This is a genomic window from Cupriavidus plantarum, assembly GCF_905397285.1.
GTDB classification, from domain to species: domain Bacteria; phylum Pseudomonadota; class Gammaproteobacteria; order Burkholderiales; family Burkholderiaceae; genus Cupriavidus; species Cupriavidus plantarum.
On sequence record NZ_CAJPUX010000001.1, the window covers coordinates 448085 to 472509 of the forward strand.

Genomic DNA, 24425 nt, shown 5'->3' on the forward strand with positions numbered 1-24425 from the left:
TTCAGGGCGCGGGCGTCTTGCGGAACCCGAAGCGCTGGGGAACCTCGTCCTCCGCGATCGGGGCGATCTCGAAATCCTTGCCATCGAAATGGAACACGCCGAGCGCCGCGCCGCAGGCGTCCCCATGCCACGTACTCGTGGTCGCGAACGCATCGAGGTCGTGATCGTGCAGGAGCGCGATCTGTTCTTTTTCCTCGCCATCGATCAGGCCGGCCATCAGCACGTTGCCATGCTCGTCGGCGAAGCATGCGGTAGGCGTGAACGCGCGATCGGTGGTCGTGCGCAGCGCGCCGCCGTGCAGGCGCACGATCCACGGCGTGTAACTGAGCGATACGAATACGCGCTGCGGGCCGTTCTGAAAGAACCAGCCGCCGCTGTTGTCGCCGCCCTTGTCCTGCTGGTAATTGCGCTCGATGAACGCGATGAGCGCCGCATGGCGGATCGGATCGCCGGAGAGCCCGTGCTGCTGCGCGTACTCGTTGCGCATGCGCCATTGGCCGCGCCGGTCGAGCGCGAGCCAGCCGTAGCAGTTCGGCACGTTGGGCCACCGGGCCATGGCCTGCTTAACGATGTCATCCATCGCCGTCTCCTGTTGTCGTATGCCGCGCTGTTATGCCGCGCTGTCGAAAAAGCGCAGGATGCGCGCGGGTAGATAGTCGAGGTGCCCGGCCACGGGCAGAAGCGGCAACTGGCCGAGCAGGCCGGCGCGTGGTGTCATGAAGCCGACGTGGCCGCCGTACTCGGGCTGGTCGAGCACCACATGATCGCTGACGTCCGCCGGGCCAGGCAGATGATGGCCGGGCAGGAAGGGATCGTTGCGCGCGTTGAGCACGAGCGTCGGCACGCGTATTTCGCCGAGGATAGGCTTGCTCGCGGCACGGCGCCAGTAGTCGTCGGTATCGCGAAAGCCGTGCAGCGGCGCGGTGACGACATTGTCGAACGCGTAGAGGTCGCGGCTCGCAAGCATCGTGGTGCGGTCGAACAGTCCCGGATACTGGCCAAGCTTCGCGAGCGACTTGCGCTTGAGCGTCTGCAGGAACATCCGCGTATAGACGAGGTTGAACCCACGGGAGAGCGCCGCGCCGCCAGCGGCAAGGTCGAGCGGCGCGGAGACGGACGCCGCCGCCGACACGAAGCCCGCGGCATTGCCGTCCTCGCCGAGATAGCGCAGCAGCGCATTGCCGCCAAGCGAGATACCGACCACGAGCATGCGGCGCGCGGGATCGATCGCGTGCAGCCGCTGGAGGACCCAGCGGATCTCGGCGGCATCGCCGGAATGGTAGAAGCGCGGGGCGAGGTTGATCTCGCCCGAGCAGCCGCGGAAATGCGGAATGACGCCCGCCCATCCGCGCGCGCGCAGCGCGTCCATCAATGTCTGCGCGTAGTGGCTGTCGGAGGCGCCTTCGAGGCCGTGAAACATGACCACGAGCGGCGCGTCGGGCGCCGTCGCGTGCGTGGTCCAGTCGAGGTCGATGAAGTCGCCATCGGGCGTGTCCCAGCGTTCCCGCCGGAAAGTCAGCCGCGCATGGCGTGTGAAGCGTGCCGCAAGAATCGTTTGCGCATGGCCGCCGCGCAGCCACCAGGGCGTGTGGAAATCGCTGCCGAACAGCGTTGCCGGCTGCGCCGGGGCCATCAGTGCAGCGCCTGCCCCGGTGCGGCGGCGACGGTGGCCACCTGCACGGCATTGGCGGGGCTGCAGTGGATATGGGCGAGGCGCCAGCCCTCGTGGTTCTGCATCAGCACGTACGTGGTATGCACGTAGAGATCCGCCTCGACGCGGTCCGCGCCAAAGCGCAGGGCCTCGGTCACGTCGAAGATCGACACGCCGAGGGACGCGTGGCTGCTGGTCTCGATCGCGTCGATCAGCACGGGCTGCGTGTCCAGCAGCGTCGTGAATGCCTGGCGCAGGTGGTCGTGTCCGATGAGCCGCTGGCCGTCCGGGAGGACGCAGGTGACGGAATCCTCGTCGAGCCAGAGCCGCAGCGCACCGTCCGCATCGCGCAACTTCATGGCTTCGCGAAAGGCTTCGACGATGTCTTCGGCGGAATCGAACAGGCGGGCGAAACGTGGCATGGTGGCGTGTCAGGGAGTCAGGGCGCGGGTGTGTCTGCGGCGTCGTCTCGGACCGCTGTCACGGACGCAGGGACCGTTGCAACAGCTTGCGAAGCTCGACGAACACCATCTCGGGTCCGATATCTTTGAGGCAACGCAGGTGTCCCAACGGACACTCGCGCTTGAAGCAGGGACTGCACTCGAGCTGAAGCCACATGATACTCGCTGCCTGTGACAGCGGGGGGGTATGGCGGGGATCGCTGGAACCATACACGGCGACCTGCGGGCGGTTGAGCGCGGCGGTCACGTGCATCAGGCCCGAATCGTTGCAGACGGCGGCTTCGGATAGCGCGAGGAGGTCCACGGCATCGTCGAGCGAGGTCTGGCCGCAGAGATTGCGCACGAACGGCGCGGCCTCGACGATCGCGTCGGCGATCTCGGCATCCTTGCCCGAGCCCAGGGCGATGATCTGCGCGTACGGGAACGAGCGGCGCAGCATCTGCGCGAGTTCCGCGAAGTGCGAGGCGGGCCAGCGCTTGGCCGGGCCGAACTCGGCGCCGGGGCAGAACGCGATGACGCGGGTTCCCGGCGCGATGTCGAAGCGCGCGGCGGTGGCCGCCATGCGGGCGGGATCGGTCCGCAGGCGCGGCTCGGGCAGGTCCTCGGGCAGGCGGGCGCCGGGTTTGAGCGCAAGGCGCGCGTAGTGCTCGACCATCGGCGGCCGGTTGTCGCGCGGTGGGTTGGCATGCCGCACGTTGAGCATGCCGAAGCGCGCTTCTCCGCGATAGCCGATGCGCAGCGGAATGCCGGCGAGCCACGGGATGAGCGCGGACTTCAGCGAGTTCGGCAGCACGTAGGCGATGTCGTAGCCTTCGTTCTTGAGCTGCTGAGCGAACATCAGGCGTGCCGACAGCTGCAGCTTGCCGTGCGCGAGGTCGCTCGGGAACACGCGGCTGATCTCGGGCATGCGCGTCAGGACCGGCGCGACCCATTTGGGCGCGAGCGCATCGATCTCCAGACGCGGATGGCGGGCCTTGATCAGCGAGAACAACGGCTGGGCCATCAACGCGTCGCCGATCCAGTTGGGGGCGATGACGAGGGCTTTCTTCATGAATGACGGCGGCGCCAGCGGCAACGGCCGGCTAACCGGGCATGCCGGTTGCCAGCCAGTAATGCGGAGCGCGGGACGAGGCCGCGGTTCAGTGGTGACCCTTCACCACGGTACCGGGCCGGAGCTTGTACACGGTACCGCAATACGGGCACTTCACCTCGCCGGTATCGGCGACATCGAGGAACACGCGCGGATGATAGTTCCAGGCGGGCGTATTGCCGGTGGGGCAGTGCAGCGGAATGTCTTCCGCGCCGATTTCGACGACGGTGGCGGTCTGGGTCATGGTGTTGCCAGTTGCGGGGGTGTTAGCCAGGGTGGTTGGCAATAGGGACAATTGTGAGGCGCGCGGGTCTCAGACCAGCGTCAGCCACTTCTTGTACTTTTCATCGGTGCCGCCGACGGCGGCGAAGAACGCTTCCTGGATGCGCTGTGTCACGGGGCCACGGCGGCCTTCGCCGATGACGCGGTCATCGAGCTCGCGGATCGGCGTGACTTCGGCCGCGGTGCCCGTGAAGAACGCTTCGTCGGCGCAGTACATCTCGTCGCGCGTGATGCGCTTTTCGCGGACCTCGATGCCCAGGTCGCGGGCGATGGTCAGCGTGGCGTCACGCGTGATGCCGTCCAGGCACGAGGCCAGATCCGGCGTGTAGATCACACCGTTACGCACGATGAACACGTTTTCGCCCGAGCCTTCGCTGACGTAGCCGTCGGTGTCCAGCAGCAGCGCTTCGTCGTAGCCGAGGCCCGTCGCTTCCTGATTGGCCAGGATCGAGTTGATGTAGTAGCCGCTAGCCTTGGCGCGCACGAGCGACACATTGACGTGGTGGCGCGTGAACGACGAGGTCTTCACGCGGATGCCGCGCTCCATGCCTTCCTCGCCGAGGTAGGCGCCCCACGGCCACGCGGCGATGGCCACGTGGATCGTGTTGCCGCGGGCGGAGACACCGAGCTTTTCGGAGCCGATCCACACCAGCGGGCGGATGTAGCAGGACTCCAGATTGTTCGCGCGCACCACTTCGCGTTGCGCGGCTTCCAGCGTCGGCTGGTCGAACGGCATCTCCATCTGGAAGATCTTGGCCGAATTGAACAGTCGGCGCGTGTGCTCCTTGAGGCGGAAGATCGCCGTGCCTTCCGGCGTCTTGTACGCGCGCACGCCTTCGAACACGCCCATGCCGTAATGCAACGTGTGCGTCAGCACGTGGATCTTGGCGTCGCGCCACTCGATCAGCTTGCCGTCCATCCAGATTTTGCCGTCGCGATCCGCCATCGACATGGTTGTTCTCCTGAGCACCAGAAAATTCGAAAGATCGCCATTGTAAGCCGCGAGGCCTTGCGTGCCAACGCGGGGCCTCGCGAGCCACCGGCCATGCCCTGCCCGTACGCACCCCCGCTGCCGTTCTACAATCGCACCTTCCCGACCCGTCCTGCGCACGCGTGCGACCGACTCCCGAGCTTCCCGTTCCCGCCAACAACGACGCCACCCCCGACGCCGCCACCGATAGGCCCCCCGCCGAAGACTGCTGGGAATCGGCATTGGGGGCGCTGCAGGCGCTGGCCGGCGGCGACGCGGCGCCGGAAGCCCCCGGTGCCGGACGGCGCCTGATCTGGGCGCTCACGTTCGACGCGGAAGGCGAGGTGGGCACGATCGAGCCGATGGAGCAATCCTGGGGCGCGCGCGGCTGGGGCAAGCCCCGGCCCGTGCCGCTCGCCCGCGTGGCCGAGGACGTCACGCTGCCGCCGTGGGATGCGCGCGTGGCGCAGGCCGTGCGACGGGACGCCTCCCGCAACCGGCGGTACGTGCTGGACCGCGCGGCCGCCATCATGGCGCTGGTTGGCCATCCGGCCGTCGTGCTGGCGCATGCGCCGACGGTGCCCGTGGAGGTGCTGGAGTCCTCGCCCGCGCTCGAGGCGGTGCGCGAGGAAGACCGCTTCGTGCTCCGCATCGTGCCGCCCCCGCGGCAGGCACGCGCGATGGAGGACTTTCTGCCCGCCGCCGCGCGGCAGGAAGCCGAGGCGCTGCGGCAGATCACCGTGCTGCAGGATGGCCCGCGCCGCCTGCGCATTGTGCGGTTCACACCCGCCCAGCAGGCCGCGGCGCGGCTGATCGCCGATGGGCTCGCTGTCCCCGCCAGCGCGCAGGCGCGGCTGGACGGCACGCTGCGGGCGCTCGCCGGCCATTTCCAGATCCATGCCGATGGCGCCGGCGACGCGCGCGAACGCGATCCGGAATCGCGCCTGCGTGCCGAAGTGGCGCCGGTCGGGCGGGGCATCAGCCTGCGGCTGGTCGTGACGCCGCTGGGCGCCATGGGCCCGCGCCTGGCGCCCGGACACGGCCGCGCGCAGCTGATGGCGACCATCGGCGCGGAAACGCTCACGACGCGCCGCGACCTCGACGCCGAGCTGACGCACGTGGCGGAGGTATTCAACGCGCTGCCTTGCCTCGTGCGGCACGCACCGGGCGGCGGCGAACTGGTCTGGACGCTCGACGATCCCGAGGACGCGCTCACGGTGGTGGAGACGCTGCCGGGACTGGATGGCGTGATCGATCTGGAATGGCCCCGGGGCCGCGAGATCCGGGTGATACCGGCCGATCTGCCGCAACTCGCCGTGAGCGTGGAGACAGGCGGCGAGTGGTTCAAGCTGGTCGGCGAACTCCATGTGGCCGAGGGCCTCGTGCTGTCCCTGCAGAAGCTCGTCGCCTGGGCGCACGGCCACGCGGGCCGCTTCATGGCGATGGAGCATGGGGTGTACGTTGCGCTGACGCGCCAGTTGCGCGATCGGCTGCGGGATCTCGCCGCGGTTGGCGACTCCGTGCGCGACGGCATCCGTGTGCCGCTCGTCGCCACACCATGGCTCGACGACGTGCTCGCGGGGGTCGGCATCGACCCCGACGCGCACTTCCGCACGCGCATCAAACGGCTACGGGAGGCGCGCGAGGCCGATATGCCGGTGCCCGCCACGCTCGACGCGGCGCTGCGGCCGTATCAGCTGGAGGGCTATCGCTGGATGATGTCGCTCGCCCACGCCGGTCTCGGGGCCTGTCTGGCGGACGACATGGGGCTCGGCAAGACGCTGCAATCGCTGGCCGTGCTGCTCGCGCGCGCGGCGGACGGTCCGGCGCTCGTCGTGGCGCCGACGTCGGTCTGCGGCAACTGGGCCGCGGAAGCGCGCCGCTTCGCGCCCGCGCTGCGCGTGCACGTTTATGCCGATGGCGATCGGACCGCCATCGTCGAACAGGCCGGGCCGCAGGATGTGGTGATCGTTTCCTATACGCTGCTTCAGCAGGCGCGCAAGGCGTTTTGCGAGCGCGCGTGGCGCACGGTGGTCGCGGACGAGGCGCAGTCGTTCAAGAATCCTTCCTCGCGCCGGGCACAGGCCATGTTCGCGCTGCAGGCCGATTGCCGCATCGCGCTGTCCGGCACGCCCGTGGAGAACCGGCTGGCCGAGCTCTGGGCCGTCATGCGCTTCTGCAATCCCGGGCTGCTCGGTTCGCTCGTCCGCTTCAACGAGCATTTTGCGAACCCCATCGAGCGCAATGGCGCGCGGGATCCGCGTGCGCGGCTGCGCCGCATGATCGCGCCGTTCGTGTTGCGGCGGACCAAGGCGCAGGTGCTCGACGAACTGCCTCCGCGCACCGAGCTGGTGATCCGCGTCGCCCCCGAGCCAACCGAGGCCGCGCACTACGAGGCGCTGCGGCGGCAGGCGCTCTCCGAAGCGGAGCGCGCGCTGCTGCAGCCGAAGGAACGAGGCCAGCGCCGCGCGAAACGCGCCCGGCTGCCCGAGCCCGAAGCGCGCATCCACATCCTTGCGCAGCTGATGCGCATGCGCCGCGCCGCGTGCGATCCGAGGCTGGTGACACCGGAGATCGGGCAGGCGGGCGCGAAGGTGCGGGCGTTCGCCGATCTGGCCGCCACGCTTGCCGCCAATGGGCACCGCACGCTCGTGTTCAGCCAGTTCGTCGACTTCCTCCAGCTGCTGCGGCAGGCCCTCGACGAGGCGGGGCTGGCGTGGCAGTACCTCGACGGGGCCACGCCCGCCGACGAACGCACGCGGCGCGTGGCCGCCTTTCAGGCAGGCGAGGGCGACGTCTTCCTCATCAGCCTGAAGGCCGGCGGCTTCGGGCTGAATCTCACGGCGGCCGACTACGTCGTGATCGCGGACCCCTGGTGGAACCCCGCCGCCGAAGATCAGGCCATGGGCCGCGCCCACCGTATCGGCCAGAGCCGTCCCGTCACGGTCTACCGGCTGATTACGGCCGGCACGATCGAGGAGCGCATCGTCGATCTTCATCTCGGCAAGCGCGCGCTGGCGGAAGGGGTGCTGGACGCTACCGCGGGAGAGGCGGTGGGCAGGGACGCGGCGTTGCCCGATATCGACGATCTTGTGGGATTGCTGCGCCGCTGAGAGGATGGCGGCGCGCTAAACGGTATACAACTTATTGCGTATCTTGGTGCGTGCTGGTGCGGGGCGCCATGCTTTCCGCGCCGGTTTGGCGCAGGCGATGCGCGCCGATGGCGCATCCGACGGCGATTCTGGCCCGTTGCGGTGCAGCGAGGTCCTCGCATAAACCCGGTCTTGTGGTTTGTAGATATCGGAATATAGTATACCGAATCACAAAAACAGACCGGAGCCCCCTTGTCCCCCGAAGTCGTGTCCGACCCCATCTCGCCGCGCGTCATCGCCTCAGACGCGCCGACTTCCGACTGCTGGTTGCCGGCGCATGTCGCCGCCGCGCGGCTGGCCGACGGCGAGACCACCGCGGTGGCGCTGACCGAAGCCTGCTACGCGGCATGGGCGGCGCGCAATCCGGCGGTCAATGCGATGGTGCTGGCCGATTTCGATGCCGCGCGACAAGCGGCAGCGAAGAGCGACGCCCGGCGGCAGGCCGGACGCGCGCGCGGACTGCTCGACGGGGTGCCATTCTCGATCAAGGAATCATTCGACGTGGAAGGATGGCCAACGACGTGCGGAGTCCGGGCGGTTCTTCCGGCGGCAGCGCGGCCGCCGTCTGCGCGGGCATGAGCTATTTCGACATCGGCTCGGACATCGGCTCGTCGCTGCGCAATCCCGCGCACTACTGCGGCGTGTTCTCGCACAAGAGCAGCCACGGCATCGTGCCGCTGCGTGGGCACGGCAACGCGCCGGCGGGGTTCGCCGGGCAGGACATCAATGTGGCGGGCCCGATTGCCCGCAGCGCCCGCGACCTCGAGCTGGTCCTGCACGCGATTGCCGGCCCGGACAGCGCCGAGGCGCCGGCATGGCGTATGGACCTGCCGGCGTGCGGACACACGCGGCTGGCGGATTTCCGCGTCGCCGTGCTGCCCACCCATCCGCTTGCCGAGGCCGACGCCGCTGTGAGCGGCGCCATCGAGACGCTGGGGCAGGATCTCGCGCGCACCGGTGCGCGGGTGCGCTGGAACGTCCGGCCCCATTTCGATGCCGCGCACCTGTGGCACGTGTACGTGCTGCTGCTGCGCGCGACCACTTCGCTCTATATGGACGACGCGGCGTTTGCCGATGCGCTGGCACGCGCCCATGGCAACGATCGCAACGTTGGCAACGATCGCAACGACAGCGCCGACAGCATGCCGGGCGACTACGCCACGCTGCAATTCGCGGGCGCCACGCTGAGCCATCGGCAATGGCTGTTGCTGCAGCACGCGCGCGAAGGATTCGCGCGTGCATGGCACCGCTTCTTCGGCGAGTACGACGTGCTGCTGTGTCCCGCGGCGTCGACCACGGCGTTTCCGATCGACGAGCGCGGCGAGCCATGGCAACGCACGATCACGGTCAATGGCCAGCCGCTGCCCCTCACGTCTCAACTGTTCTGGGCGGGCCATTCCGGTTTGTGCGGCCTGCCGTCCACGGTGGCGCCGATCGGACCCGCGAGCGACGGCCTGCCCGTCGGCGTGCAGATCGTGGCGCGCCGCTATGGCGACCTGACGTCGCTGCGCTTCGCGCAACTGCTGGAAGACGCGGGCCATGCCTTTCGTCCGCCGCCGGCCTGAACATCATCGCTGAAAGACAAACAGGGGAGGGAGATCATGCTGGACTGGTTCAGGGAGTTGTCGCGCGCGGAGCGCAAAGGGTTCTACGGAGCGTTCCTGGGGCATGCGGTCGACGTGTTCGACTTCATGATCTATTCGTTCCTGATTTCCACGCTGCTCGCGCAGTGGGGCATGAGCAAGTCGATGGCGGGGGCTATCGTCACGTGGACGCTGGTGTCCTCGCTCGTCGGCGCGATCGGCGCGGGCCTGCTGGCGGACCGGTTCGGGCGTGTGCGCGTACTGCGGTGGACTATCATCGTGTTCGCGGTGGCGTGTTTCCTGTGCGGCATCGCCAATTCGCCGGAGCAGCTGATGGTGTTCCGCATGCTGCAAGGCCTCGGGTTTGGCGGCGAGTCGTCGCTGTGCATGGTGCTGGTGACGGAGCTGATCCGCAATCCGGCACATCGCGGCAAGTATTCGGGGTTCACGGCCAGCAGCTACTCGTTCGGGTGGGGCGGCGCGGCCATCGCGTACGCCATCACGTTCAACCTGTTCGAGCCCGAGGTGGCGTGGCGCGTCTGCTTCTTCCTCGGCATCCTGCCCGCGCTGGTGGTCGTCTATCTGCGCCGCAACCTCGAGGAACCGGAAGTCTTCCTCAAGAGCCGCGCCGAGCGCGGTCGTCGCGGGGGCAACGATTCGCCGATGGCCGACCTGGCCCGCGTGTTCCGGCGGCCGCTGCTGAGCAAGACGTTGCTGTGCAGCCTGTTGTCGGGCGGCATGCTCGGGGCCTACTATGCCATCGCCACGTGGCTGCCGACATTCCTGAAGACCGAACGCGGGCTGTCGGTGTTCGGCACCAGCTCGTACCTGGCCGTGACGATCCTCGGTTCGCTGGTCGGCTATGTGGCCGGCGCCTATGCCACGGACCGCTGGGGCCGTCGCCTGACCTACATCGCCTTCGCCGCCGGCGCGTTCGTGATGGCGATGATCTATATGGTCATCCCCGTGTCGAACACCTCGATGCTCTTCCTCGGTTTTCCGCTCGGCGTGCTGATGCAGGGCGTGTTCTCGGGCATCGGTGCGACGATCTCGGAGTCGTATCCGAGCCGTGTGCGGGCCACCGGCTACGGTGTGGCGTACAACCTCGGCCGCGTGATCGGCTCGTTCTTTCCGCTGGCCGTGGGCTGGCTGAACAGCGGCCGGACGTCGCTGGCGCTGGCCATCGCCATGGTGGCGGGTGTGGGCTATGCGCTCGTGATGGTGTCGGCGGCGTTGCTGCCGGAGACGTCGGGCATCGACCTCGGCGAGGCCGGCGGCGGCGACGAGCGTGATGACCGCGATACCGCAAAGCCGGCCGGCGCGCCTTCGCCGGTGGCGCCGGCGGGGAAGCCCGCCTGACTGCTTTGACCTCGAAACAACACTCTCCGGGCCGCTTTTAAGTCGCTGCTTACCAGCGACCGCCACAGGCCTATAATGGCTTCTCTGCCAAACGGCCGCGCGTCCCGTGCGGCCGTTGGTCTTTCCGACGGCAACGCCGCATCAGACCGGATGCCGTTCCGCCTTCTTCTCATCTCGCCATGACGCCCCGAATGTCGTCCCCCGTGTGGCAACGCCTCTGGCATCGCTTTGCCGAGGCCGAGCGCACGGGCTTCCTTGAAGGCGCGCGCTATTTCGCGCCCTCCCTTCCCGCGGTGTTCTCATGGGGTCTGGTCACCGGCGTGGCCATGAGCAAATCGGTCCTGACCGTGCCCGAGGCCATCGGCATGTCGCTGCTGGTGTATGCCGGTTCCGCGCAACTGGCCGCGCTGCCGCTGTTCGCGGCCGGTTTGCCGATCTGGACGGTGTGGCTGACCGCCGCCGTCGTGAATCTGCGCTTCGTGATCTTCAGCGCGGCCCTGCAGCCGCACTTCAGCTATATGCCGCTCTGGCGCCGGACGCTGATGGGCTCCTTCAACGGCGACCTGCACTTCGTCTACTTCATGCAGCGCTATGGGGGCCAGGTCGGGCATGTGCCCGGCAAGGAAGGATTCTTCTGGGGCATGGCGCTCACCAACTTCACGATGTGGCAGACGTCCTCGATCGTCGGCATCCTGCTCGCCAGCCTGTTTCCGGATAGCTGGGGCCTCGGCCTCGCGGGCACGATGGCGCTGATTCCGGTGATGATCGCGACGATCACGTCGCGATCGACGATGCTGGCGGTGGTCGTGTCGTCGGTGCTCGCGCTGCTGTGCTTCGACCTGCCGTACCGGCTCAGCCTCGTGGTCGCGGTGGTGGGGGCGATTGCCGCCGGCATGGCCAGCGACGAGCTCGCCAACCGCGCGACGCTGCGCGCGATCCGCATCCGGAACCGCGCGCGGAAGGTCGCCAATGGGGTGAGTGGCGGTGTGGGGGGCGGTGTGGGCAAGTCGGGAGAATCGCGATGACTACGCCCCTGAGTCATACGGAGATCTGGATCGCGCTGGTCGGCATGGCCGCGGTCACGATCGTCACCCGCGCGCTGTTCCTGATGGCGGGCGAACGCGTGACGCTGCCGGACCGTATCCAGCGCGCGCTGCGCTATGCGCCTGCTGCCGCGCTGGCGGCGATCATCCTGCCGGACTTGCTGACCTTCGAAGGGCACTTCACGATTTCGCCCGCCAACGATCGCATGATGGCCGGCATTGCGGCCACGCTGTTCTACCTTGCCACGCGACGCATGGTCGGAATGATTGCGGTCGGCATGGCGGTGTACACCGCGCTGCGGTTTATCGGGTGAACTGGTCGCTGCACTGAGCGGCTGCACTGAGCCGCTGAAACTCAAGCCGGGCCGGCCAGCACGCTGCCAATCCGCGTGAGCAGGTGCGCGAGCTGCGCCTGCGTGCCCGTGCCCGTCTTGGTGAAGATCGACTTGAGCTGCGTGCGGCTCGTCTCCCGCTTGACGCCGAGCTGCGTGCACGCTTCGGGCAGGCCGATGCCCGTCATCATCAGCGATGCGAGCCGTGACTCGGCTGGCGTGAGGGCGAAGAGGTCGCGCAGGATCGTGTTCATCGTCATCGGCGCGCCGCGGTTTTCGTGGATGGCCACGAGCGCGGCGTTGACCTCGCCGCCTGGCCGCATCGGCACGATGACGATTTGTGCGGTGCGGCCTTCGTGGCCGGCCGCGTGAATGGCCTGCGGCGGCGCGGCTGTCTCGCATACGAGCCGCAGCACCTCCGGTAATGGCCGCGACAGGCGCCATCCCGCCGTACCATGCGCGCCGGATCCACTCGTGCCGGCGTTGCCGTCCTGCGGCAGCAGCCGCCGCGCCCAGGCTTCGCCCGCTGCGTTGGCCACGATCAGCGCGCCGTTGCCGCGCGCCACCAGCACTGCGTACTGCAGCCGGGAGATGACATCGATCGCGGCGCGCAACGCCAGCGCTTCCGCCTGCGCGCGCTGGCACAGCGCCATGGCCTGCCGCAGGTGCGGCACGGCCCAGTCGAGCGACTGCGCATCGTCCGCGTCATAGGGCGCTTGTTCGGGCCGCCGCTGCAGGCAAAGGTAGGTCTCGCGCCGCGGACTGCGGTCAACGAGGCAGGTCATGAGCGGCGGCGCGGACACGCCGCCGAAGAGTTGCGCCACGCCGGAGGCGCGGCGTAGGCCGATTTGCCATTGCCCGACGCTCAACGGGCCGGCCAGGCCCACGCGCGGATCGCGCGGTGGGCTGATCGGTTCGCTGTCCGTGATACCCGAATGCGCGACTTCTTCCACGCGCGTGTGACCGTTGACGTGCTCCACGACGATGATGGAGGCCTGCGCGCTGTCGCTCTTTGTGCAGAGCGATCTCAGGCTGCGTCGCCATGCCGTGCGGTCCAGCATCCCCTCGTAGAGACCGCGGATCGTCTCATGCATGAACGTCTCCCCGGAAACCGATTGCTGTACGAAAGCCCGCCGGCCGCCGAGTCTTTGTCCTCTTGACGCTGCGGCGCGTTTCCTCCTGCCTCGCGCGCGCGCGTTTTGTTCTCAATTGCATTCGCTTTACCGGCCGGCATCCCACCTGTCTGACATTGCAGACGTTATGGATACATTTCTCGCTACAGTACTCGAACTGCACCGCCGGGGGCAACGGCGCGCACCCCGTCTCCAGAGGGGGATATGGCAGAAATGCGACGAACTATCAAAACATGATCTGACGGTGATGGGATCGCCGCGGAGACATCGGCAGGGTCAGGCGCGGCGCGTAACGTGGGCAACCGCCCGCCGAACCCGTAATTCCGCAGCGGCGATCAGGTAAAATGGCGGTTTCCCCGATTTATTTGCCCGCATCCCGCCATGACCTCTGTCCTGCGTCTCTCCGATCTCATTTCCGAAGGCAAGATTTCCGGCAAACGCGTGTTTATCCGTGCCGACCTGAACGTGCCGCAGGATGACGCAGGCAACATCACGGAAGACACGCGCATCCGCGCATCCGTGCCTGCCATCGAGGCCTGCCTGGCCGCCGGCGCCGCCGTGATGGTGACGTCGCACCTGGGCCGCCCGACCGAAGGCGAGTTCAAGCCCGAGGATTCGCTGGCGCCGATCGCCGCGCGCCTGTCCGAGCTGCTCGGCAAGCCGGTGAAGCTGGTGCAGAACTGGGTCGATGGCGTCGACGTGGCGCCCGGGCAGGTGGTGCTGCTCGAGAACTGCCGCGTGAACAAGGGCGAGAAGAAGAACAGCGACGAACTGGCGCAGAAGATGGCGCGCCTGTGCGACGTGTACGTGAACGACGCGTTCGGCACCGCGCACCGCGCGGAAGCCACCACGCACGGCATCGCGAAGTACGCCCCTGTCGCGTGCGCGGGCCCGCTGCTCGCGGCCGAGATCGATGCGCTGGGCCGCGCGCTGGGCCAGCCTGCCCGTCCGCTGGTGGCGATCGTCGCGGGCTCGAAGGTTTCCACCAAGCTCACCATCCTCAAGTCGCTGGCCGACAAGGTCGACCAGCTGATCGTCGGCGGCGGCATCGCCAACACGTTCATGCTGGCCGCGGGCCTGAAGATCGGCAAGTCCCTGGCCGAGGCCGACCTCGTGGAAGACGCGAAGACCATCATCGACATCATGGCCAAGCGTGGCGCCTCGGTGCCCATTCCCGTCGATGTGGTGTGCGCGAAGGAATTCAGCGCGACGGCCGCGGCCACCGTCAAGGACGTCAAGGACGTGGCGGACGACGACATGATCCTCGACATCGGTCCGAAGACGGCCGCGCAACTGGCCGACCAGCTCAAGGCCGCCGGCACGATCGTCTGGAACGGTCCGGTCGGCGTGTTCGAGTTCGACCAGTTCGGCAACGGCACCAAGGTGCTCGCGCAGGCGATCGCCGATTCGAAGGGATTCTCGATCGCGGGCGGCGGGGATACGCTCGCCGCGATCGCCAAGTACGGCATTGCCGACCGCATTGGCTATATCTCCACCGGCGGTGGCGCGTTCCTCGAGTTCCTCGAGGGCAAGAAGCTGCCGGCGTTCGAAGTGCTGGAGCAGCGCGCGGCGGGTTGATGCGTGACGGCGGGCCGCGTTTGCCGCGGCCCGTGTCACATGGCACGACCGCCAGCGATCGCACGGATGCCTTGGACATGAGCCCCCCGGCATGAGCCCCAGACATGAGCCCCCGACAGAAGGAGTTGCCCGCATGACCCGCATGACCAAGATCGTCGCCACGATCGGCCCGGCCTCGAGCACGCTCGAGATGCTGACGCGCATGATCGCCGCCGGCGTCGACGTGGTACGCCTGAATTTCTCCCACGGCACCGCGCAGGACCATATCGACCGCGCCACGCTCGTGCGCGAGGCCGCGCGGGCCTGCTCGCGCGAAGTCGCGATCATGTGCGACCTGCAGGGCCCGAAGATCCGCGTCGGCAAGTTCGAGCAGGGCAAGGTCACGCTCAAGCCGGGCGACCCGTTCGTGCTCGACGCGACGTGCGAGCTCGGCAACCAGGAACGCGTGGGTCTCGACTATCGCGACCTGCCGCGTGACGTCGGTCCCGGGGACGTGCTGCTGCTCAACGATGGACTCATCGTGCTCGTGGTCGAGCGCGTGATCGGGCCGGAGATTTTCACCAAGGTGAAGATCGGCGGCGATCTGTCGAACAACAAGGGCATCAACCGCCAGGGCGGCGGGTTGTCCGCCCCCGCGCTGACCGCGAAGGACATGGAGGACATCAAGACCGCCATGGCGCTCGGCGCGGACTACATCGCGGTGAGCTTTCCCAAGAACGCTACCGACATGGAGATGGCCCGCCAGCTCGCGGCCGTCGCGGGCCAGCCGCATGGCCACAAGGCGCGCATGATCGCCAAGATCGAGCGCGCCGAGGCCATCCGCCCGGGCGTGCTCGAGGAAATCCTGCAGGCGTCCGACGGCATCATGGTCGCGCGTGGCGACCTGGCCGTGGAAGTCGGCAACGCCGCCGTGCCGGCCTTGCAGAAGCGCATGATCAAGCTCGCGCGGGAAGCCAACAAGCTGACCATCACGGCCACGCAGATGATGGAAAGCATGATCGTGAACCCGGTGCCGACGCGCGCCGAGGTGTCCGACGTGGCCAATGCCGTGCTGGACGGCACCGATGCGGTAATGACGTCGGCGGAAACCGCCGCGGGCCGCTATCCCGTGGAAACGGTCGAGGCGATGGCCGCGATCTGCCTGGAGGCCGAGAAGTCCGAGGTGGTGCAGCTCGATACCGACTTCCTGAATCAGACATTCTCGCGCATCGACCAGTCGATCGCGATGGGTGCGCTGTTCACCGCCTATCATCTTGGTGTGAAGGCCATTGCCGCGCTGACCGACTCCGGCGCGACGGCATTGTGGATGAGCCGCCACCGGATTCATGTGCCGATCTACGCGATGACGCCGAACCTCGCTTCGCAGCGCAAGATGCAGCTCTACCGCAATGTGGTGCCGCTTCCGCTGGAGTCGAGCACGGATCGCGATACCGCGCTGGAGCAGGCCGAGGCGCTGCTGCTGGCGCAGGGCGTGGTGCAGCGCGGCGACTTTATCGTGCTCACGGTGGGGGAACCGATGGGCCAGGCGGGTGGAACGAATACGCTGAAGATCGTGCGCGTAGGCAGTTGACCGACAGCCGGAGTGTGCCCCGACGGACAGACGGCGGGGCGCGCGTGTGCGAGGCTGCCGAAGCCCGGAAGAACATACAGAAACGACTACAGAACCATTTTTTATTCAGGAGTTTGAGATGCCACTCGTTTCCATGCGCCAGCTGCTGGACCACGCCGCCGAGAACGGCTACGGTCTGCCCGCGTTCAACGTCAACAACCTCGAGCAGGTGCAGGCCATCATGCAGGCGGCCGACGAGGTCAACGCTCCTGTGATCATGCAAGCGTCGGCAGGCGCGCGCAAATACGCGGGCGAGCACTTCCTGCGCCATCTGATCGAAGCGGCCGTGGAAGCGTATCCGCACATCCCTGTGGTGATGCACCAGGATCACGGCCAGTCGCCGGCGATCTGCCAGGCCGCGATCGACCTGAACTTCTCGTCCGTGATGATGGACGGCTCGCTGCGCGAAGACGGCAAGACGCCGGCCGACTACGAGTACAACGTCGACGTGACCCGCAAGGTCGTGCAGATGGCTCACGCGCTCGGCGTGACGGTCGAAGGCGAACTGGGTTGCCTGGGCTCGCTGGAAACCGGTGAAGCGGGCGAGGAAGACGGTATCGGCGCCGAAGGCAAGCTCGATCACTCGATGCTGCTGACGGACCCCGAGCAGGCCGCCGACTTCGTCAAGGCCACGCAGCTCGACGCGCTGGCCATCGCGATCGGCACCTCGCACGGCGCATACAAGTTCACGCGCAAGCCGACGGGCGACATCCTCGCGATTAGCCGCATCAAGGAAATCCACGCGCGCATTCCCAACACCCACCTGGTGATGCACGGTTCGTCGTCGGTGCCGCAGGAACTGCTGGAAGAGATTCGCCAGTTCGGTGGCGACATGAAGGAAACGTACGGCGTGCCGGTCGAAGAGATCCAGGAAGCCATCAAGTACGGCGTGCGCAAGATCAACATCGACACCGACATCCGTCTGGCGATGACGGGCGCGATTCGCCGCTTCTTCGCGGAGAACCCGAGCAAGTTCGACCCGCGCGAGTACCTGAAGCCGGCCCGCGAAGCCGCCAAGCAGGTCTGCAAGGCGCGCTACGTCGCGTTCGGCTGCGAAGGACAGGCCAGCAAGATCAAGGCGGTTTCGCTGACCGACATCGCCCAGCAGTACAAGTCGGGCAAGCTGTCGCAAGTCGTGCAGTAATGCGCTCGATGCCCTCTCCCTTCGGGGGGAGGGCTGTTTTACGTTTACGTTCCCCAGTTCTACCACCATGTCCGAAGCCCTCTACGATTCCTCCATTCAATCCCTGCCGCTGCTCGGCCGCGGCAAGGTGCGCGACAACTATGCCGTCGGCGACGACAAGCTGCTGATCGTCACGACGGACCGACTGTCCGCGTTCGATGTGATCATGGGGGAGCCGATCCCGGCCAAGGGCCGCGTGCTGAACCAGATGGCCAACTTCTGGTTCAAGCGCCTCGCGCACATCGTGCCGAACCACGAGACCGGCGTGTCGGCCGAGAGCGTGGTCGCGCCGAATGAGGTGGCGCAGGTGCAGGGCCGCGCGGTGGTGGTCAAGCGGCTGAAGCCGATCCTCGTCGAGGCGGTGGTGCGCGGCTACCTCGCCGGCAGCGGCTGGAAGGACTACCAGACGACGGGCAAGGTGTGCGGCATCGCGCTGCCGGCCGGCCTGCAGAACGCGCAGAAGCTGCCTGAGCCGATCTTCACGCCGGCCGCCAAGGCGGAGATGGGCGAGCACGACGAGAACATCTCGTTCGAGGAAGTCGAGCAGCGCATCGGCAAGGAACTGGCCGAGAAGATGCGCGACATCTCGATCCGCCTGTACAAGGAAGCCGCCGAATACGCGGCCACGCGCGGCATCATCATCGCCGACACCAAGTTCGAGTTCGGCCTGGACGAGAACGGCACGCTGACGCTGATGGACGAGGTGCTGACCGCCGACTCCTCGCGCTTCTGGCCGGCCGACTCCTATCAGGTTGGCACCAACCCGCCGTCGTTCGACAAGCAATTCGTGCGCGACTGGCTGGAAGCCGTGCGCATCGACGGCAAGCCGTGGCCGAAGACCGCGCCGGCGCCGAAGCTGCCCGAAGACGTCGTGCAGAAGACGGCCGACAAGTACAAGGAAGCGTTGACGCGCCTGACGGGCGAAGCGCTGCTGTAATCGACGACGGACCGAGCAACATGAGCAACGAAGCAAACAAGCAAGGCGCGGCCGTAGTCGGCGTGGTCATGGGCAGCAGTTCCGACTGGGACGTGATGCAGCACGCGGTGGCCATGCTGAAGGATTTTGGCGTGGCGTTCGAAGCGCGGGTCGTCTCCGCGCACCGCATGGCCGACGACATGTTCGAGTACGCCGAGACCGCGCGCGGCCGCGGCATTCGCGCGATCATCGCCGGTGCCGGCGGCGCCGCGCATCTGCCTGGCATGATCGCCGCCAAGACGATCGTGCCGGTATTCGGCGTGCCCGTGCCGTCGAAGTACCTCCGTGGCGAAGACTCGCTGCTGTCGATCGTGCAGATGCCGAAGGGCGTGCCCGTGGCGACCTTCGCTATCGGCGAAGCCGGCGCGGCCAACGCGGCGCTGCATGCGATCGCGACGCTCGCGACGACCGATGCGGCACTGGCCGATGCGCTGGAAGCCTTCCGCGCGAAGCAGACCGAAGCGGCGCGCGCGATGAAGCTGCCCGTCTGACGCCCGTTGTCATGAGGCACAACGCCGGCGGGGCTTGCTAGTTCACGCTGCCGCCGGTTCTGGTTTACCTGCTGTTCTTACGTTCTTTCGCATGCCGACCGATATCCATCCCTACCTGTCCGAAGCCCATACGCCCGAGTCGCGCGCCGAGTTCGGCGTCGATCAACCCGGTGCGCCGATTCTGCCTGGTGCCTGGCTTGGCATGCTGGGCGGCGGGCAGCTTGGCCGCATGTTCACGCACGCGGCGCAGTCGATGGGCTATCGCGTGTGCGTGCTCGATCCGGACCAGGACAGCCCCGCGGGCACGGTGGCGGATCGTCATATCTGCGCGCCGTACACCGACGAAGCGGCGCTCAACGAGATGGCGAAGCTGTGCCAGGCCGTGAGCACGGAGTTCGAAAACGTGCCGTCGATGTCGCTGGACCGCCTCGAGCAGCTTGGCGCGTTCGTGGCGCCGCGCGGATACTGTGTGTCCATCGCGCAGAACCGCATCGGCGAGAAGAAGTTCTTTGCCTCGTGCGCCGAGCGCACGGGCGTGCCCACCGCGCCGCACTGGGTGATCCAGCACGACGCGGATGTCGACCAGGTGCCCGAGGCGCTGCTGCCCGGCATCCTGAAGACCGCGCGCATGGGGTATGACGGCAAGGGTCAGGCGCGCGTGAAGACGCGCGAGGATGTCCGTGCCGCGTGGCGCGCGATGCAGCATGTGCCTTGCGTGCTCGAACAGATGCTGCCGCTGGCTTACGAAGTGTCCGTGCTCGCCGCGCGTGCCGCGGACGGTTCCACCGCGACGTGGCCGCTGGCGGAGAACGTGCACCGCGATGGCATCCTGTTTTCGACGACGATGCCGTCGTCGAGCGTGTCCGACGATATCGCCAATCGCGCGCGTGCAGCTGCCGCCATCATCGCGACCGAGATGGGGTATGTCGGCGTGCTGTGCATCGAGTTCTTCGTGCTGACCGATGGGTCGCTCGTCGCCAACGAGATGGCCCCGCGCCCGCACAACTCCGGGCACATCACCATGGATGCCTGCGAGACGAGCCAGTTCGAGCAGCAGGTGCGCGCGATGGCGCGCATGCCGCTTGGCAGCACGCGTCAGCATTCGGCGGGCAAGATGCTGAATCTGCTGGGCGACGCGTGGTTCGAGTTCGGGCTCGAGCGCACGCCCGCGTGGGATCAGGTCATTGCGCAGCCGGGCGCCAAGCTCCATCTCTACGGCAAGAGCGATGCGCGTCCCGCGCGGAAGATGGGCCACGTGAATTGTGTCGGCGATGACGCTGCCGTCGCGGACGCCGCGTTCGTGGCGGCGGCTGACGCGCTGCACATTCCCCTCTGAGTGTCTTCGAGTTTTTTTGCGTTGTCCGAGTTGTCGATGTCCTCACGCATGCCCACCGCCGCCGAACTCGACGAGGCTGTTCGCCTGCTCGAAGCGGGCGAGCTCGTCGCGTTTCCGACCGAGACCGTGTATGGCCTCGGCGCCGATGCCGAGAATCCCGAAGCCGTCGCGCGCATCTTCGCCGCGAAGGGGCGGCCTTCGAATCATCCGGTGATCGTGCATGTGGTCGATGGGGGCGATGTCAGCTACTGGGCCGACACCGTGCCGGATGCCGCGCAGAAGCTGATCGATGCTTTCTGGCCGGGACCGCTGACGCTGATCCTCAAGCGCGCGGCGCATATTCCCGCTGCGGTGGCTGGGGGGCAGGACAGTCTTGGATTGCGGTGTCCTTCGCATCCGGTGGCGCAGGCGTTGTTGTCGCGCTTTCGGCGCGGGCAAGGTGGCATCGCGGCGCCTTCGGCGAACAAGTTCGGGCAGGTAAGCCCGACCACCGCGCAGCATGTGCGGGACGAGTTTGGCGATGCCGTGTATGTGCTCGAGGGCGATGGGGTCGATGTTGGCATCGAGTCCACGATCGTCGATCTGTCGCGGCTCGATCAGGGGGTGGGGCCGGTGCTGCTGCGGCCGGGGGCGATTACGCCCGCGATGATGGAGGCGGTTCTGGGGACCGCGCCGTTGCCGCCTGACGCCGCGGCGCCCCGCGCTTCCGGGACGTTGCGCGCGCACTATGCGCCGCGGACGGCGCTGGTGCTTGCCGATGCGGCGTCTTTATCCGCCTATGTCGCCGCGCTGCCCGCGGACGGGCGGCTCGCCTTTGTCGGGCGCGTTGCGCCTGCGGGCAAGGATGATCGTTGCGTGTTTGTTGCCGCGCCGGCCACGCCCGAGGCGTATGCACGCGAGTTGTATCGCCTGCTGCGGCGGCTCGACAAGGAAGGCTTCACGCGGCTGGTGTTCGAGCCGGTGCCTGCTGGTCATGCGTGGGATGGTGTGCGGGATCGGTTGGGGCGGGCGGCGGCGGCTTTCGAGTGAGCTTCCCCTTTGGGTCAAGATGAGCCCGCTTCCCCTGCCGCGGCGCGAGCCGTTACGGCGCGCCGCGATATACCCACTGCATCAGCGCGTCATGCGCTTCCTGCGCGGCGGAGGCGTTCGGGTGGTTGATGTAGGCCACCACCACATACCGGTCGCCGTTCAGCGCATCGACGTATCCCGCCAGCGCCCGCACATCCTGCAGCGTCCCCGTCTTCAGATACGCATTCCCCGCCGCGTTGGCACGCGTCAGGCGGTTGCGGAGGGTGCCGTCCACGCCCAGGATCGGTAGGGAGTCGAGCAGGGCGGGGCCCACGTTGCTGGCGAGGGCCTGCTGCAGTAGCCTGGCCATGTCGTACGCGCTGATCCGCTCGTCGCGCGACAGGCCCGAGCCGTTGTCGAGCACGAGGCTGCGTAGATCCAGCCCCTGTTTCTGCAGCCAGCGCTGAATCACGCTCGCCGAGCGTGCCGTGTTCGCCGGACCCCCGCGGTCGATTTCCGCGCCGATGGTCAGGAAGAGTTGGCGCGCCATCACGTTGTTCGAATACTTGTTGATATCGCGCACGATATCGCCAAGCGGCTCGCCATAGTGGCGTGCGAGCAGTACCGCGTTGCGCGGCACCGAGCCGCTCCGCACGCCCGGCGCGCGCGCGAACGTGCCGCCCGCGAGCTGCCATTCGGCGACGAATCCGCCCCAGATGAAATCGCTGTGCGACAGCGTCGCGACGTTGACCACATGCTCGCCGCAATCGGCCGAGTAGCCGCCATCGAACGACGCCACGATCGTGCCATCGGGCTGCGGCATGATGGCCGGGTTGGCCCGCGTCCGCCAGTCGCCGCACCGGCCGTTCGTGAGCGCCAGCCGGTTGTCCACGCGGAGCTGCGCCAGCGAGGGCGTGACGGACACCGCGACGGAGCGGCTCGCGGGATCGGGGCTGATGGTGAACGACAACGTCTTGAACGCATAGAGCAGGGCGTCCGGGTTCACGTTGTAGGCGCGCGTGGTCTCGCCATCGATCGTGCCACTGCCATCGAGCCCGTCCGCGAAGAAGCTGCGATCGAGCACGAGGTCCCCGTTGATGCTATTGACGCCCGCGCGCCGCGCCGACGACACGAGCTTGGCCATCTCCTCGGGCACGAGCTTCGGATCGCCGCGGCCGCGCAGGTAGATATTGCCGTTGAGCGTGCCATCGCTGCCGGGCTGCGCATCCGCGTACAACGACGTCTGCCACCGGAAGTCGGGCCCCAGCAGTTGCAGGCCCGCGAACGTCGTGACGACCTTCATCGTCGAGGCCGGATTCATCGGCTGCTCGGCGTTCCAGCTCGCGCGCGGCGCGGGTGCGCCCACCTTCACGACGTAGAAGCTCGCGGCCGACAAGGGCACGTTGGCGCGGCGCAACGCGGTGACGACGGCGGGCGGTAACCCGGCCCGCAGGGCGGCGGGATCGATGGTCTCCGCGGCGGCACGCTTCGCCGGCGCTGTGGAAGCGGCAGTGGAAGTTGAGGTGGAGGTCGCGGCCGCCTTCCCCTTGGCGGTCTTGGCGGCCGCGGGAGCGGCCGGGAATCCGGCGGCAAGGCACGCTATGAGCGCGGCGGCCGGGACGATGCGGGGCAGGGCATTGAGCATGGGCATGGCGCAGATGTTAACGCATGCCCGGCACGGTTCGGATGACGTGGAACGGTCCGTTACCGTGTCAATTCGAAAGCGAAGTCGACCGCGCGCCGCTCACGGACGCCGGTGCCTTGGGAATCGGGAACACGATGTCGTAGGCCCAGTTGTAGACGAGCGCGTAGACCATGTAGAACCCGGCCACGGCGATGTCCATGATGAAGGCGTCGAACAGGCTGATGTCGAGGTACCACGCGACGGACGGCAGGAACACGATCAGCAGGCCGCCCTCGAACAGGATGGCATGCAGCACGCGGATGGCTGGCGTCTTGTGGACGTCGCCGCGAACGCGAAGCATCGCCTTGTCGAACATCAGGTTGTAGACGTAGTTCCAGCCGGCCGCGATGAGCGAGGCGACCGCGCCGATTAGACCCATCTGGTGCAATGCGTAGCCGAACACCCAGCTCGCTAGCGGGGCGAAGGCCAGCAGGCCGATCAGCTCGAAGCCGATGGCGTGTCGGATCCGGTCCCGGGTAGTGCGCATGATCCTCTCCAGCAAAACGACAATACGGCACAGTCTATCTGCTGGATTGATATTGCCAAGTTGGATACCATCGGATATTCCGATAGAAGTCGTGCGAGGCGACCCATGAGTCTCTCCCTGGATCAGTTACAGGCCTTCGTTGCCGCGGCCGAAAGCGGATCGTTTTCAGGCGCGGCGCGGCGGCTCGGCAAGGCGCAATCGGTGGTCAGCGCCGCGGTGGCCAACCTCGAGATCGACCTTGGCAACGCGCTGTTCGACCGCAGCGCGCGCTATCCCGTGCTGACGCCGGCGGGCGAACGCCTGTTGTCGGAGGCGCGCGTGATCCTCGAACGCTGCGAGCATTTCCGCGGGGTGGCCAAGAGCCTGGGCGAAGGCGTCGAGACGCGACTCGTGCTCGCCGTGGACGAGCTCTATCCCGAGGAGATCCTCGGCGTGATGCTCGAAGAATTCTCGCGGCAGTTCCCGGCGGTCGAACTCGAACTGTTGTTCCCGCTGATGGAGGACGTGAGCCGGCTCGTGATGAGCCAGTGCGCGGACCTCGGCATCATGTGGCGGCAGGAGGTTCTGCCCGCCGAACTCGCCTTTCATGCGCTTGGGTGGGTGCCAATGCCAATCCTCTGCGCACCCGAGCACCCTCTCGCGCAACAGCCGCGCGTCGATTGGGAAGAGCTCAAGCGCTATCGCCAGCTGATGGTGGCGACGCGCAGCGACAGCGAAGAGAAGAAGCGCCTGCGCGTGGCGGCGGACGTCTGGTGGGTCGAGAGCCAGTGGGTGATCGTCGAACTGATCAAGCGCAATCTCGGCTGGGGCTTCGTCCCCTGGCACGTGGCCGCCAACTCGCCCGCGGCCGCGCAACTGGTCTCACCGAAGCTGGCGTTTCAGGAAAAGGACTGGCCCGTGGCGATGGAACTGGTCTGGCACAAACAGCGGCCGCTCGGCAAGGCCGCGACATGGCTGCGGGAGCGCGTCAAGCGTGAGCCGCTGCCGGTGCCGGGGAGCGCGGCACGGCGCTGACGC

The 24425-nt window shown here is 67.4% G+C and carries 21 protein-coding genes and 1 pseudogene; 13 read left to right on the top strand and 9 right to left on the bottom strand.

The genetic code is table 11. The annotated features are described in order from the left end of the window. Position 1 precedes the first annotated feature (1 nt). The 6 genes from KHP16_RS02115 to KHP16_RS02140 form a co-directional block, all read right to left on the bottom strand. Positions 2–580 carry a DUF2946 family protein gene (locus KHP16_RS02115; protein ID WP_211959502.1) on the bottom strand — a complete coding sequence of 193 codons (579 nt, stop codon included), beginning with the start codon at positions 578–580 and terminating at the stop codon, positions 2–4. 30 nt (positions 581–610) lie between these two features. Next, on the bottom strand, positions 611–1633 hold the full coding sequence (locus KHP16_RS02120) for a YheT family hydrolase (protein ID WP_115953762.1): 1023 nt from the start codon (positions 1631–1633) through the stop codon (positions 611–613). Beyond that, positions 1633–2073 carry a YybH family protein gene (locus tag KHP16_RS02125; protein WP_109582012.1) on the bottom strand — a complete coding sequence of 147 codons (441 nt, stop codon included), beginning with the start codon at positions 2071–2073 and terminating at the stop codon, positions 1633–1635. The genes KHP16_RS02120 and KHP16_RS02125 overlap by 1 nt, the downstream gene beginning before the upstream one ends. A 58-nt stretch (positions 2074–2131) precedes the next feature. After that, positions 2132–3163 (bottom strand): lipopolysaccharide heptosyltransferase II, encoded by a 1032-nt coding sequence (gene waaF / locus KHP16_RS02130; RefSeq protein ID WP_109582773.1) that lies wholly within the window; start codon positions 3161–3163, stop codon positions 2132–2134. A gap of 88 nt (positions 3164–3251) precedes the next feature. Then, positions 3252–3446 carry a zinc-finger domain-containing protein gene (locus KHP16_RS02135; RefSeq protein WP_109582011.1) on the bottom strand — a complete coding sequence of 65 codons (195 nt, stop codon included), beginning with the start codon at positions 3444–3446 and terminating at the stop codon, positions 3252–3254. Positions 3447–3515: 69 nt separating this feature from the next. Beyond that, complete coding sequence (locus KHP16_RS02140) at positions 3516–4436, bottom strand: branched-chain amino acid transaminase (RefSeq protein WP_109582010.1); 921 nt, start codon at positions 4434–4436, stop codon at positions 3516–3518. A gap of 161 nt (positions 4437–4597) precedes the next feature. On the opposite strand from KHP16_RS02140, the gene KHP16_RS02145 reads away from it, so the two are divergent. The 5 genes and pseudogenes from KHP16_RS02145 to KHP16_RS02165 all read left to right on the top strand — a co-directional run bounded on the left by KHP16_RS02145 (position 4598) and on the right by KHP16_RS02165 (position 11905). Further along, a complete protein-coding gene (locus tag KHP16_RS02145) occupies positions 4598–7567 on the top strand; it encodes a DEAD/DEAH box helicase (protein WP_211959503.1) in 2970 nt (989 codons plus the stop codon). 273 nt (positions 7568–7840) lie between these two features. After that, a pseudogene (locus KHP16_RS02150) lies at positions 7841–9171 on the top strand (amidase family protein). Positions 9172–9207: 36 nt separating this feature from the next. Then, positions 9208–10548 (top strand): MFS transporter, encoded by a 1341-nt coding sequence (locus KHP16_RS02155; RefSeq protein WP_109582007.1) that lies wholly within the window; start codon positions 9208–9210, stop codon positions 10546–10548. A gap of 179 nt (positions 10549–10727) precedes the next feature. Then, on the top strand, positions 10728–11573 hold the full coding sequence (locus KHP16_RS02160; RefSeq protein WP_283445837.1) for an AzlC family ABC transporter permease: 846 nt from the start codon (positions 10728–10730) through the stop codon (positions 11571–11573). An 8-nt stretch (positions 11574–11581) separates the two neighbouring features. After that, the gene (locus tag KHP16_RS02165; protein ID WP_109582772.1) at positions 11582–11905 is read left to right on the top strand and encodes an AzlD domain-containing protein; all 324 of its coding nucleotides are present in this window, start codon (positions 11582–11584) and stop codon (positions 11903–11905) included. A 41-nt stretch (positions 11906–11946) separates the two neighbouring features. On the opposite strand, the gene KHP16_RS02170 is transcribed toward KHP16_RS02165, so the two are convergent. Beyond that, the gene (locus KHP16_RS02170; RefSeq protein ID WP_121491948.1) at positions 11947–13017 is read right to left on the bottom strand and encodes a helix-turn-helix transcriptional regulator; all 1071 of its coding nucleotides are present in this window, start codon (positions 13015–13017) and stop codon (positions 11947–11949) included. A 420-nt stretch (positions 13018–13437) separates the two neighbouring features. Between KHP16_RS02170 and KHP16_RS02175 the strand changes: the two genes are divergently transcribed. The 7 genes from KHP16_RS02175 (at position 13438) to KHP16_RS02205 (ending at position 21258) form a co-directional block, all read left to right on the top strand. Then, positions 13438–14634: a phosphoglycerate kinase gene (locus KHP16_RS02175; protein WP_109582004.1), complete on the top strand. Its 1197-nt coding sequence runs from the start codon at positions 13438–13440 to the stop codon at positions 14632–14634. Between the two features lie 133 nt (positions 14635–14767). Further along, positions 14768–16204, top strand: a complete 1437-nt coding sequence (gene pyk, locus KHP16_RS02180) for a pyruvate kinase (RefSeq protein WP_109582003.1) — start codon at positions 14768–14770, stop codon at positions 16202–16204. 118 nt (positions 16205–16322) lie between these two features. Then, a complete protein-coding gene (gene fba / locus KHP16_RS02185) occupies positions 16323–17387 on the top strand; it encodes a class II fructose-bisphosphate aldolase (protein ID WP_109582002.1) in 1065 nt (354 codons plus the stop codon). A 67-nt stretch (positions 17388–17454) separates the two neighbouring features. Continuing rightward, the gene (locus tag KHP16_RS02190; protein WP_109582001.1) at positions 17455–18363 is read left to right on the top strand and encodes a phosphoribosylaminoimidazolesuccinocarboxamide synthase; all 909 of its coding nucleotides are present in this window, start codon (positions 17455–17457) and stop codon (positions 18361–18363) included. A 20-nt stretch (positions 18364–18383) separates the two neighbouring features. After that, positions 18384–18893, top strand: a complete 510-nt coding sequence (purE, locus tag KHP16_RS02195; RefSeq protein WP_115953756.1) for a 5-(carboxyamino)imidazole ribonucleotide mutase — start codon at positions 18384–18386, stop codon at positions 18891–18893. 91 nt (positions 18894–18984) lie between these two features. Continuing rightward, positions 18985–20229, top strand: a complete 1245-nt coding sequence (locus KHP16_RS02200; RefSeq protein ID WP_109582000.1) for a 5-(carboxyamino)imidazole ribonucleotide synthase — start codon at positions 18985–18987, stop codon at positions 20227–20229. A gap of 36 nt (positions 20230–20265) precedes the next feature. Further along, positions 20266–21258: an L-threonylcarbamoyladenylate synthase gene (locus KHP16_RS02205; protein WP_211959504.1), complete on the top strand. Its 993-nt coding sequence runs from the start codon at positions 20266–20268 to the stop codon at positions 21256–21258. Between the two features lie 52 nt (positions 21259–21310). Here KHP16_RS02205 and dacB read toward each other — a convergent pair whose 3' ends face one another. Beyond that, the gene (gene dacB, locus KHP16_RS02210; protein ID WP_244835619.1) at positions 21311–22888 is read right to left on the bottom strand and encodes a D-alanyl-D-alanine carboxypeptidase/D-alanyl-D-alanine endopeptidase; all 1578 of its coding nucleotides are present in this window, start codon (positions 22886–22888) and stop codon (positions 21311–21313) included. 61 nt (positions 22889–22949) lie between these two features. After that, complete coding sequence (locus KHP16_RS02215; RefSeq protein ID WP_115953755.1) at positions 22950–23408, bottom strand: PACE efflux transporter; 459 nt, start codon at positions 23406–23408, stop codon at positions 22950–22952. Between the two features lie 105 nt (positions 23409–23513). Here KHP16_RS02215 and KHP16_RS02220 point away from each other — a divergent pair, with 105 nt between their 5' ends. Then, a complete protein-coding gene (locus KHP16_RS02220; RefSeq protein WP_109581997.1) occupies positions 23514–24422 on the top strand; it encodes a LysR family transcriptional regulator in 909 nt (302 codons plus the stop codon). Positions 24423–24425: the final 3 nt, after the last annotated feature.

Coding starts and splice junctions, on each gene's coding strand:
- KHP16_RS02115 (WP_211959502.1), bottom strand. CDS start 580: ATGGATGACATCGTTAAGCAGGCCATGGCCCGGTGGCCCAACGTGCCG.
- KHP16_RS02120 (WP_115953762.1), bottom strand. CDS start 1,633: ATGGCCCCGGCGCAGCCGGCAACGCTGTTCGGCAGCGATTTCCACACG.
- KHP16_RS02125 (WP_109582012.1), bottom strand. CDS start 2,073: ATGCCACGTTTCGCCCGCCTGTTCGATTCCGCCGAAGACATCGTCGAA.
- waaF (WP_109582773.1), bottom strand. CDS start 3,163: ATGAAGAAAGCCCTCGTCATCGCCCCCAACTGGATCGGCGACGCGTTG.
- KHP16_RS02135 (WP_109582011.1), bottom strand. CDS start 3,446: ATGACCCAGACCGCCACCGTCGTCGAAATCGGCGCGGAAGACATTCCG.
- KHP16_RS02140 (WP_109582010.1), bottom strand. CDS start 4,436: ATGTCGATGGCGGATCGCGACGGCAAAATCTGGATGGACGGCAAGCTG.
- KHP16_RS02155 (WP_109582007.1), top strand. CDS start 9,208: ATGCTGGACTGGTTCAGGGAGTTGTCGCGCGCGGAGCGCAAAGGGTTC.
- KHP16_RS02160 (WP_283445837.1), top strand. CDS start 10,728: ATGACGCCCCGAATGTCGTCCCCCGTGTGGCAACGCCTCTGGCATCGC.
- KHP16_RS02170 (WP_121491948.1), bottom strand. CDS start 13,017: ATGCATGAGACGATCCGCGGTCTCTACGAGGGGATGCTGGACCGCACG.
- KHP16_RS02175 (WP_109582004.1), top strand. CDS start 13,438: ATGACCTCTGTCCTGCGTCTCTCCGATCTCATTTCCGAAGGCAAGATT.
- pyk (WP_109582003.1), top strand. CDS start 14,768: ATGACCCGCATGACCAAGATCGTCGCCACGATCGGCCCGGCCTCGAGC.
- fba (WP_109582002.1), top strand. CDS start 16,323: ATGCCACTCGTTTCCATGCGCCAGCTGCTGGACCACGCCGCCGAGAAC.
- KHP16_RS02190 (WP_109582001.1), top strand. CDS start 17,455: ATGTCCGAAGCCCTCTACGATTCCTCCATTCAATCCCTGCCGCTGCTC.
- purE (WP_115953756.1), top strand. CDS start 18,384: ATGAGCAACGAAGCAAACAAGCAAGGCGCGGCCGTAGTCGGCGTGGTC.
- KHP16_RS02200 (WP_109582000.1), top strand. CDS start 18,985: ATGCCGACCGATATCCATCCCTACCTGTCCGAAGCCCATACGCCCGAG.
- KHP16_RS02205 (WP_211959504.1), top strand. CDS start 20,266: ATGTCCTCACGCATGCCCACCGCCGCCGAACTCGACGAGGCTGTTCGC.
- dacB (WP_244835619.1), bottom strand. CDS start 22,888: ATGCCCATGCTCAATGCCCTGCCCCGCATCGTCCCGGCCGCCGCGCTC.
- KHP16_RS02215 (WP_115953755.1), bottom strand. CDS start 23,408: ATGCGCACTACCCGGGACCGGATCCGACACGCCATCGGCTTCGAGCTG.
- KHP16_RS02220 (WP_109581997.1), top strand. CDS start 23,514: ATGAGTCTCTCCCTGGATCAGTTACAGGCCTTCGTTGCCGCGGCCGAA.